This is a genomic window from Janthinobacterium sp. AD80 (genome assembly GCF_002878455.1).
GTDB lineage: Bacteria > Pseudomonadota > Gammaproteobacteria > Burkholderiales > Burkholderiaceae_D > Janthinobacterium.
On record NZ_NRDQ01000140.1, the window covers coordinates 1 to 9,660 of the forward strand.

8 protein-coding genes and 2 rRNA genes are annotated in these 9,660 nt (G+C 60.6%); 4 read left to right on the forward strand and 6 right to left on the reverse strand.

Annotated elements, in window-relative coordinates:
* From JaAD80_RS22620 to JaAD80_RS22630, 3 genes are all read left to right on the forward strand, one after another.
* Positions 1-265 (forward strand): 23S ribosomal RNA (locus JaAD80_RS22620); the annotation flags it as partial.
* 139 nt (positions 266-404) lie between these two features.
* Positions 405-517, forward strand: a 5S ribosomal RNA gene (rrf, locus tag JaAD80_RS22625).
* Between the two features lie 312 nt (positions 518-829).
* Positions 830-2,128: a leucine-rich repeat-containing protein kinase family protein gene (locus JaAD80_RS22630; RefSeq protein WP_102297692.1), complete on the forward strand. Its 1,299-nt coding sequence runs from the start codon at positions 830-832 to the stop codon at positions 2,126-2,128.
* A 55-nt stretch (positions 2,129-2,183) separates the two neighbouring features.
* On the opposite strand, the gene JaAD80_RS22635 is transcribed toward JaAD80_RS22630, so the two are convergent.
* Together JaAD80_RS22635 and JaAD80_RS22640 are read right to left on the reverse strand one after the other, a co-directional pair.
* The gene (locus JaAD80_RS22635; RefSeq protein WP_102297694.1) at positions 2,184-3,449 is read right to left on the reverse strand and encodes a nitronate monooxygenase; all 1,266 of its coding nucleotides are present in this window, start codon (positions 3,447-3,449) and stop codon (positions 2,184-2,186) included.
* A 189-nt stretch (positions 3,450-3,638) separates the two neighbouring features.
* Positions 3,639-4,124 carry a YajQ family cyclic di-GMP-binding protein gene (locus tag JaAD80_RS22640; RefSeq protein WP_034759416.1) on the reverse strand — a complete coding sequence of 162 codons (486 nt, stop codon included), beginning with the start codon at positions 4,122-4,124 and terminating at the stop codon, positions 3,639-3,641.
* A 182-nt stretch (positions 4,125-4,306) separates the two neighbouring features.
* Here JaAD80_RS22640 and murB point away from each other — a divergent pair, with 182 nt between their 5' ends.
* A complete protein-coding gene (gene murB / locus JaAD80_RS22645; protein ID WP_102297696.1) occupies positions 4,307-5,335 on the forward strand; it encodes a UDP-N-acetylmuramate dehydrogenase in 1,029 nt (342 codons plus the stop codon).
* An 80-nt stretch (positions 5,336-5,415) separates the two neighbouring features.
* On the opposite strand, the gene JaAD80_RS22650 is transcribed toward murB, so the two are convergent.
* The 4 genes from JaAD80_RS22650 to JaAD80_RS22665 form a co-directional block, all read right to left on the reverse strand.
* Positions 5,416-5,730 carry a pyrimidine/purine nucleoside phosphorylase gene (locus JaAD80_RS22650; RefSeq protein ID WP_102297699.1) on the reverse strand — a complete coding sequence of 105 codons (315 nt, stop codon included), beginning with the start codon at positions 5,728-5,730 and terminating at the stop codon, positions 5,416-5,418.
* 25 nt (positions 5,731-5,755) lie between these two features.
* Positions 5,756-6,781, reverse strand: coding sequence for a diguanylate cyclase (locus tag JaAD80_RS22655; protein ID WP_102297702.1), 1,026 nt, complete (start codon positions 6,779-6,781; stop codon positions 5,756-5,758).
* A gap of 10 nt (positions 6,782-6,791) precedes the next feature.
* Positions 6,792-7,844 carry a chemotaxis-specific protein-glutamate methyltransferase CheB gene (cheB, locus tag JaAD80_RS22660; RefSeq protein ID WP_102297708.1) on the reverse strand — a complete coding sequence of 351 codons (1,053 nt, stop codon included), beginning with the start codon at positions 7,842-7,844 and terminating at the stop codon, positions 6,792-6,794.
* A gap of 10 nt (positions 7,845-7,854) precedes the next feature.
* Positions 7,855-9,660 (reverse strand): hybrid sensor histidine kinase/response regulator (locus tag JaAD80_RS22665; protein ID WP_102297705.1); only part of this gene is annotated, 1,806 nt, incomplete at its 5' end.

A 9,660-nucleotide genomic window follows, 5' to 3' on the forward strand; every position in this document is an offset into this window, starting at 1 on the left:
AAGGGGGCTGCTCCTAGTACGAGAGGACCGGAGTGGACGAACCTCTGGTGTACCGGTTGTCACGCCAGTGGCATTGCCGGGTAGCTAAGTTCGGAAGAGATAACCGCTGAAAGCATCTAAGCGGGAAACTTGCCTTGAGATGAGATTTCCCAGAGCCTTGAGCTCTTTGAAGGGTCGTTCGAGACCAGGACGTTGATAGGCTGGGTGTGGAAGTGCAGTAATGCATTAAGCTAACCAGTACTAATTGCCCGTACGGCTTGTCCCTATAGCCTTAGCAGGTACAGAGGATAAGACGGTACAACGTTGTGAGTTTGTTGATACAACCAGTCATTACCCCAATCTTTGCTTCTTCCAGATTCATGGCCTTGTCGTCCTACAGGAGACAAGTGTCAGTACAAGTTATGCCTGATGACCATAGCAAGTTGGTCCCACCCCTTCCCATCCCGAACAGGACCGTGAAACAACTTTGCGCCGATGATAGTGCTGCAACCAGTGTGAAAGTAGGTTATCGTCAGGCTTGTTATTCGCAGTAAGAGAAAAACCCGTCAAGCAATTGGCGGGTTTTTTTTCGTCTGGTGGTTTGTGGGTTATGTCTGTGGTGTTTGTCGGCTTACGCGCTGCGCGCTAAGCCGACCTACGTCGATTTACCGCTGGCCGGGTCGGGTAGGTCGGATTAGCGCGGCAAGGCCGCGCGTAATCCGACAACCACGCCAGCCGATCAAGACTCTTAGGGGCTGGCCCCGCTGTTCATTTTGCTGTTGGCTTCAATTCCAATGGTTTTATCCATGCTGGCGATTGCCGGATTTTTGAAAGGGATATCTTGTCTGCTTTGCATACGCTGGAACAATTACGGGCTGGCCAACTGGCCGGCCTGCGCCGTTTGAAGCTGTCGTGTGGCCTGACCGAGTTCCCGACGGAGATTTTCGACCTGGCTGACAGCCTGGAAATTCTCGACCTGTCCGGCAATGCGCTATCCACGCTGCCCGCTGACTTGCCGCGCCTGCACAAGCTGCGCATCATTTTCTGCTCGGACAACCTGTTTACCACCTTGCCGGCCGTGCTCGGCTCCTGCCTGGCGCTGAGCATGATCGGCTTCAAGGCGAACCGTATCCGCCACGTGCCGGCTGCCGCCTTGCCACCGAGGCTACGCTGGCTGACCCTGACCGATAACTGCATCGAGGCCATGCCGCATGCGCTGGGCAACTGCGGGCAACTACAGAAACTCATGTTGGCAGGCAATTGCCTGAGTGACTTGCCTGTTTCTCTTGCCCATTGCCAGCAACTGGAACTGGTACGCATCGCCGCCAACCGCTTCACGGCGCTGCCCGCTTGTCTGCTGTCTCTGCCGAGCCTGAGCTGGCTTGCATTTGCGGGCAATCCGTGCACGGAGGCACAGGAACTGGCGGCGCTGGACAATGCGGATATGGCAGGCGTGGCCTGGCCGCGCCTGCAACTGGCGCAGCAGCTGGGCGAGGGCGCATCGGGCGTCATCTATCGTGCCCGCCTCGATGGCCGGGATGATGTCGCAGTAAAGATATTCAAGGGCGCGATGACCAGCGATGGCTTGCCGCGCAGCGAGATGGCCGCCTGTGTCAGCGCCGGCGGACACGCGGGGCTGATTCCCATCCTCGGCATCCTGGACGGGCATCCGCAACAGGCGATGGGTCTGGTCATGCCACTCATCGATAGTGCCTTCCGCAACCTGGCAGGGCCCCCCAGCCTGGATTCGTGCACGCGCGATGTGTATGCCGATGGTTTGCAGTTCAGTGCGTCGCAAGCGCTGGCGCTTGCCCATGGCATTGCCTCGGCCGTGCGCCAGCTGCATGCGCGCGGCATCGTGCATGGCGACCTGTATGCGCACAATATCCTGCATGCGCACGCGGGTGACTGCCTGTTGGGCGACTTTGGCGCGGCATCCATGTTCCAGTCCGCTTCGCCGCAAGCGGCCGCATTGCAAGGCATCGAGGCACGCGCCTTTGGCGTGCTGCTGGGCGAGTTGATTGCCCATGCCGACATGCCTTTGCCTGCCCTGCAGGCGCTGATGGACACTTGCCTGCAGGAAGAGGTACTGCGGCGGCCGCGCTTTGACGTGATCGAACGGATCTTGCGGGAAATGCTCCCGGCATAAAAAAAATGGCGCAACCTTTGCAGGCTGCGCCATTTTTATTTCAGGCTGGGCAGATTCAGCCCGCTACCTGGATTTCTTTTTCCGGCAGGGCGATCTGGTTGTCGACGCTGAACTGGTAGTCCTTGAAGACGTGTTCGGCTGTCAGGATCTGGTATTCGCCGTTGTCCAGCTTGTGCGTGGTGTCCTTCAGGCGGTACGTGTAATGGCCGCAGGTCCAGCAGTTGAAATTGCGCATGTGGGTACACAGGCAAGTCTTGTCCATCACGACCACGGTTTTTTGCTCCGGATGGGCAGCGACTTCGCGGTTGTAGGAGTTGATGTAGGCGCAGTTGCCCGTCGCGTCGAGCAGGTAGCCATACGATTCGCAGCCTGGACGGATGCCGGCGCCGATGGCGGGCGTGTTTTTCAGCATGCGCATCGGGTAGCCCGTCGGCGAGACGCCATTGACGATGATGTCTTCTTCCGATGCCTTGTAGTATTCCTGCTTGACCTTGTTTGGCAGGCCGCATTCATTCGTGACGGTGAAGCGTGTCGCCACTTGCACGCCGGCCGCGCCCGCTTCCAGGAAGGAAACGGCATCGCTGCCCGTGAAAATGCCGCCGGCGGCGATCAGCGGGATGTCCAGCTGTTCCGCCTTCAGGTAGGCCAGCAGTTCAGCCGTGATCGTGTGCAAGTCGTAATTGGCCCAGTCCATGCCGAAGCCCAGGTGGCCGCCGGCCAAGGGACCCTCGACAATGATGAAGTCGGGCAAACGGTCCAGCTTGGCGTTCTTGCGCAGGAAAATCTGCAGGGCGCGCACGGACGAGACAATGATGCCCAGCTTGGCATCGCGGAAACGCGGATGGTCGGCCATCAGGGCAAACGAGCCGAAGTGCAAGCCAGCCGACAGGGTGATGCCGTCGATGCCCGCGTCCAGTGCCGCGTTCAGGCGCACGCGCAAGGTTTCGCGCGGGCCGTTCATGGTCAGCTTTTCCATGCAATTGACGAAGATCAAGCCATCGCCTTTCTTGGCTTCCATGGTACGGCCAATATGCAGGCGTTGCGCTTCCGCCAGGCGTCCCAGGTCGAACTGCACCACAGCCTTGTCGCTGTTGTTGATGTTGAATTTGTACAGTTTCGTCTTGTCTTTGACGAAAGTGGTGTCGAAACGGCGATCCGACACGTCTTCCACCATGGCATCGGAAATATGCCCGATACCGTTCAGCCGGGCCGCTTCCAGGGCCAGCTCCGACGTGGAAATATCCACACCCATTCCGCCTATCATGATGGGCACATATTCTTTTTTGCCAAATCGCAGGCGGAAATCATCAACACGTTTCATTGCTATCCTTAGACTACCGTGGTTATCACTGAGCCAGATGTACGTTCAGGCCCGCTGCCTTGAAGGCGTGCGGGCGCGCGCATGTAGCTGTGCACAGCCCCAATTCTACCCCAAGCGGGGTGGCTCACCGAGGCATTGCGCCGTTCGTTGCTTGCCGGCCAGGGTCGACAAACGCAGTCCGGGCGGCGTTTAATCGCGGAAATTGTTAAATTCCAGCGGCATGTCGGGCACGTCCTTGCGCAGCATGGCCATGGCCGCCTGCAAGTCGTCGCGCTTGGCGCCCGTGACGCGCACGGCTTCACCCTGGATGCTCGCTTGCACTTTCATCTTGCTGTCCTTGATGACGCGCACGATTTTCTTTGCGTCATCGGACTCGATGCCATTCTTGATCTTGATGATCTGCTTGACCTTGTCGCCGCCGATCTTCTTGATGTCACCTTCGTCGAGGAAACGGACATCGACCTTGCGTTTGGTCAATTTGTTGGTCAGCACGTCGCGCACCTGGCTGAGCTGGAACTCCGAATCCGCAAATGCGGTCAGCTCGTTTTCCTTGTGTTCGACGCGGGCGTCGCTGCCCTTGAAGTCGAAGCGGGTCGTGATTTCCTTGTTGGATTGCTCGACGGCATTCTTGACTTCGATCATATCGGCTTCGGAGACTACATCAAATGACGGCATGGTCTGTTCCTTTCGTATTAGAGCGAACGCGCTCGTGGCGCGCCGGGCGCGCGCATTCTTTGCAAAATGGCACAGCCCCGTTAAAGATGCGACATTTTAACGGACAACGGACGGCCTGCCCTTGTCTTGCGCTGGTTTTTTGTCGGTTTCACTCTATAATCGAGCAAAATAATCGCTATCCCATGTCTCCAGAGCTCACCATCGAACACAATTACAACCTCCAGCGCCTGAATACCTTCGGCATCGCGGCCCACGCGGCCGCTTACGTTTCCATCACTTCCCAGGCCGAACTGCAGGCGGCACTGCAAGATCCCGCCTTGTCCGCCATGCCGCGACTGATACTGGGCGGCGGCAGCAACATCGTGCTGACAAACGACTTTCCCGGCGTCGTCCTGCACATGGCCACGCGCGGCATGCGCCTTGCGCAAGCCGATTTCGAGACCATCCTCGTGACGGCCGCGGCCGGTGAAAACTGGCATGATTTCGTGCAATGGACCCTGGCGCAGGGCGTGGGCGGTCTGGAAAACCTGTCGCTGATTCCCGGCACGGTGGGCGCGGCGCCTATTCAGAATATTGGCGCGTACGGCGTTGAAATCAAGGATTATCTGCACAGCGTGAGCGTGATGCACAGCGCCAGCGGCATTGTTTTCGACATGGATCGCGACGCTTGCCGCTTCGCTTACCGCGACAGCATCTTCAAGCAGGAAGACGGGCGTGAGCTGATCGTGCTGGAAGTGACGTTCGCGTTGCCGGCCGAGTGGCAGCCGAACTTGCGCTACGCGGAGCTGGCGCAAGCCGTGGCAGAGCGCAATATTGCCGAGCCGACAGCACAACAGGTGGCCGAGACGGTGATGGCGATCCGCCGGCGCAAATTGCCGGATCCGGCCGTGATCGGCAATGCGGGCAGCTTCTTCAAGAATCCCGTGGTGTCGCGCGAACAGTGTCTGGCCTTGCTGGAACGCTTTCCCACCTTGGTGCACCATGCGCAGCCCGATGGCACGGAAAAGCTGGCGGCCGGCTGGCTGATCGATCAATGTGGCTGGAAGGGGAAAAACCTGGGGCCCGCGGGAGTGTATCCCAAGCAGGCGCTGGTTCTGGTGAATAATGGCGGCGCTCGTGGCGCGGACATTACCCGGCTGGCGCAAGCGATACAGGATGATGTAGCGGCGAAATACGGCGTGCGCCTGTCGCCCGAGCCTGTGTTTATCTAACAGTCAACTAACAGTCAAGCCGCGCCTGAGAAAATGTGAAGGGCATGGCAACGCGGCCATGGCCGTTTTTCCTGCGCGGATTAGCCAAAGTGGCAGACATAATCCAGTGTCTCGACGGTTTCAATGTCAAAATGGCTATTGCCCGCAATCTTGAATTCCTGGCCAGGGCCATAGCTGTTCCATTCCGTCGCGTCCGCCAGACGCACCTTGCACAGGCCGCCGACGACTTCCATGATTTCCGGCGCGCCCGTGTTGAAACGCAACGATGACGGGAAAATCACGCCCACGCTTTTTTTCGTGCCATCGGCCAGGATGACATTGTGCGAAATGCATTTGCCGTCAAAGTAGATATTCGATTTCTTGACGACGCTGACATTGTCCAGTTGTGTGCTCATGCTTCACTTTCCTTGCGGTTAAAAATCAGTCTTCGACGTCATCGGCGCTCAGCACGCTGTTGCGTCCGCCGCGCTTGGCCGCGTACAAGGCCTGGTCGGCGCGGTTGATCAGTTGCTCGATGGTCGACTCGGGTGAGGGCACCACGGTGGCCACGCCGATCGAGATGGTGACGATGCCGGCGGTCGCCGCCGGGTTTTCGATCTGCAAGCCTTCCAGGTGGCGCCGGCATGCCTCGGCGATCATCCGCGCGCCTGCCGCTTCCGTTTCCGGCAGGATCAGGGCGAACTCTTCGCCGCCGTAGCGGGCGGCCAGGTCGGCCGGGCGTTTCAAATGTTCGGTCAGCACGGCAGCGACTTTTTTCAGGCCAAGGTCGCCCGCCAGGTGGCCAAAGTGGTCGTTATAACTTTTAAAATGGTCGATGTCGCAGAACAGCAGGCTCAGTGGCGCCTTGTCGCGCTGGCCCCGCTGCCATTCGAACTGCAGGGTTTCATCGAAGCGGCGGCGGTTGGCGATGCCTGTCAAGCCGTCGAGGGCGGCCAGTTTCTGCAACTCGATATTGGCGTCAGCCAGATTCTTCTGGCTTTCGCGCAGGAAGCGGAATGCCTGGTCGCGTTGCAGACGGCTGATGTGCGCCGCCGAGTGGTAGCGTATGCGCGCCAGCAGCTCCAGGCGGTCCGGCAGTTTTACCACGTAATCGTTGGCCCCCACGGAAAAGCTGTGCGCCTTGAGTTTCGGGTCATCCTTGGCCGACAGCACGATCACGGGCACATGCGCCAGCGCCTCGTGTTCGCGGTACAGCTTGATCAAGGCGAAGCCATCGATGCCTGGCAGCACCAGGTCTTGTAGGATGACGGTCGGTTGCAGCCGCAGCGCCGTGTCCAGCGCCTGGTTGGCATCGGTAATGTAATGGAATTCGATATCCTGCTGGTCGCTCAGCATGCGCCGGATTGCCTCAGCAATGATCAACTGGTCGTCCACCAGCAGGACGCTGACCTTGAATTCGGTCAGCGCAGGCTCGTGCTGGATGAAACTGGAGGAAAATTCTGGCATTGCATTCTTTTCAGATGTTGGGGGAGGGCTCCCACCCATTGTTGAGTTTGGCGCCCAGGCGGCTGCGCAGGCTGGCGCCAATCTTATCCAAAGGTAAGATTTGCTGCGCCGCATCGAGTTCGGCCGCCGCGCGCGGCATGCCGTACACGGCACTGCTGGCCTGGTCCTGCGCTATCGTCGTCTTGCCGGCGCGGCGCAGGGCCAGCAAGCCATCGCCGCCATCGCGGCCCATGCCTGTGAGTAATATACCGACGGCGTCGCCGCGCCAGTGCTGGGCCACGCAATGGAAAAAGACATCGACGGAAGGGCGGTACACATATTCGCGTGGTGCTGCATCGTAACCCAAACGATAATTTTGATCTAGAAGCAAGTGATCATTGGTCTTGGCGACCAGCACCGTGCCAGCCACCAGTTCGTCCCCCTGGCCGATCACGCGCACGGGCATGTCCAGCTGGTCATCGAGCCATTTGGCGAAGTGCGAGGCGAAGGTTTCATCGATATGCTGGACCACGACGATGGCGCAGCCGGGGGGGGCGCTCCAGCCCGACAAGACCTTGGCCACGGCCGATGGCCCGCCCGTCGAGGCGCCGATGGCCACCAGCGTGGTGACCTGGCCGTCGCCCCGTTCGCCGCCATTGGCAGGAGCCTGGCGCGGCGGCGGTGGCTCGGCGCTGTGGCGTATCAGCTTGCCGATCGTTTTGATCTTCGCCAGCAGTTCGCTGTCGCCGCCTACCTGGCCCTGCAAGACGGGCGTGGCGGTGACGTCAAGCGCGCCGGCGCCCAGGGCGCGGAAGACCTGGTTGACATTGTCCTGCGGGCGCCCCGTGACCACCAGGATGGCGCACGGGCTTTGTTCCATGATCTGGCGCGTCGCCTCGACGCCGTCCATCTCCGGCATGTTCAAGTCCATCAGGATCAGGTCGGGGCGGTTGTCCAGGCACATGCGCACCGCTTCGAGTCCCGTGCGGGCGATCCACAGCACCTGGTGTTCCTGCGTGCTGGCCACCACGCGGCGCAAGGCCTCGGCGGCCATCGCGACATCATTAACAATGGCAATTTTCATGAATTGCAACTCATAAGCGCGCATCTCCTATCAGGTCGGCCACCGCGTCGAGCAGGGTCTCGTCGTGGAAGCTGCCCTTGGTCAGATAATAGTCGGCCCCGGCGGACAGGCCGCGCGCGCGGTCCTCCGGGCGATCCTTGTACGAGACGATCATCACCGGCAGCTTGTGCAGGTGCAGATCCTTTTTGATCAGCGACACCAGTTCGATGCCGTCCATGCGCGGCATGTCCACGTCGGTGATCACCAGATCATATTCACCGCTGCGCACCACGTTCCAGCCGTCGATGCCGTCGATGGCCACGTCGACGTCGAAGCCGCGCGCGAGCAGCAGCTTGCGCTCCATTTCGCGCACCGTCAGCGAATCGTCGACCACTAGGATGCGCTTGGCGCGGCGCTGCTGCGCATGGCCCGCCTGCGCCAGCTGGTGCAGGCCGCCCTCGTGCAGCAGCTTGTCGATCGACAGCAGCAAATCGGGCACGTCGAGGATCAGCACCGGTTCGCCGTTGTCCAGCAGGGCGGCGGCGGAAATGTCGCGCATCTTGCCGAAGATCGGATCGATGGCCTGCACCGCCAGGCTTTGCTCGCCGCGGATGGCGTCCACCACCAGCGCGTAGCTTTGCTTGCCGCGCCCGATCACCACCACCGGCAAGTCGTCGGCGTTGCTGGCGCTCTCGCCCAGTTCCAGCACCTGCGCCGCCGAGACGAGGCCCAGGTTCTCTCCCTTGAGTTCAAAGAACTGCTTGTTTTCCAGCGTGTGGATGGCCGATTGCGGCACGCGCACCACGCTTTCCACCTTGACGATGGGGATGGCATACGCTTCGCCCTGGATATCGATCACCAGCGCGCGCACGATCGACTGCGTCAGCGGCAGGGTGATGAGGGCGCGGAAGCCCCGTCCCGGCTCCGACTCCAGGCGCACGGTGCCGTTTTGCTGGCGTATCGTTTCGTGCACGATGTCGAGACCCACGCCGCGCCCGGACAGTTGATTCGCTTTTTCCTTCAGGCTGAAGGCGGGCAGGAACAAAAATTCCAGCAGTTCGCCCGGCGACAGCGCGGCCGCCATGGCCGGACTGGCCATCTTGCGTTCGATGACGGACTGGCGGATTTTTTCCAGGTCGACGCCGCGCCCGTCGTCGCTGATCTCGATGCTCAGCATGCCGGCGCGGTGGCGCGCCTCCATGCGTATCGTGCCCAGCGCTTCCTTGCCCGCATCGATGCGTTCGTACGGCCCTTCCATGCCATGGTCGATGGCATTGCGCAGCATGTGGTTCAGCGGGCTTTCGATCTTCGCCAGGATGTCGCGGTCGACCAGCGTGTCTTCGCCGTCGATTTCCAGCTGCACTTCCTTGCCCAGGCTGCGCGCCAGGTCGCGCACCATGCGCGGGAAGGCGTGGATGCCGTCGCGGAAAGGGCGCATGCGCAGGGCCAGCACTTCATCGACCATGCCTTGCGAGACGGCCAGCAAACGCCGCTCATAGGTTTCGGTGTCGGCGATGTGCTCAAGCATGAACTGTTTCAGCGGCTGCGTCTTTTGCAGCGCCAGCAGGGATTTTTCCATCAGGCCCGCGTCTCCCGAGCGGGCAATGGCTTCGTGCAGCTGCTCGATGGCGGAAAACAGGCTGCTCTGGTTGCGCTTGAAGCGCTGCAGGGCGCCGATGAACGGGTGCATCTGGTGCGCATTGATGCGCGATTCGCTGGCCAGCGACAGCAGTTTGTCGAAGTTCTGCGCCGGTGCCTTGGCGGGCGCGTTGGCCCCTGTCCGTGGCGCAGGGGCGGCCGCAGCCGTTTCCTCGCCGGCCAGGCGCTGGCCAGCGGC

Excerpts from the sequence above, each read along its gene's own strand:
- JaAD80_RS22635 (WP_102297694.1), bottom strand. The coding sequence starts at position 3,449 with ATGAAACGTGTTGATGATTTCCGCCTGCGATTTGGCAAAAAAGAATAT.
- JaAD80_RS22640 (WP_034759416.1), bottom strand. The coding sequence starts at position 4,124 with ATGCCGTCATTTGATGTAGTCTCCGAAGCCGATATGATCGAAGTCAAG.
- murB (WP_102297696.1), top strand. The coding sequence starts at position 4,307 with ATGTCTCCAGAGCTCACCATCGAACACAATTACAACCTCCAGCGCCTG.
- JaAD80_RS22650 (WP_102297699.1), bottom strand. The coding sequence starts at position 5,730 with ATGAGCACACAACTGGACAATGTCAGCGTCGTCAAGAAATCGAATATC.
- JaAD80_RS22655 (WP_102297702.1), bottom strand. The coding sequence starts at position 6,781 with ATGCCAGAATTTTCCTCCAGTTTCATCCAGCACGAGCCTGCGCTGACC.
- cheB (WP_102297708.1), bottom strand. The coding sequence starts at position 7,844 with ATGAAAATTGCCATTGTTAATGATGTCGCGATGGCCGCCGAGGCCTTG.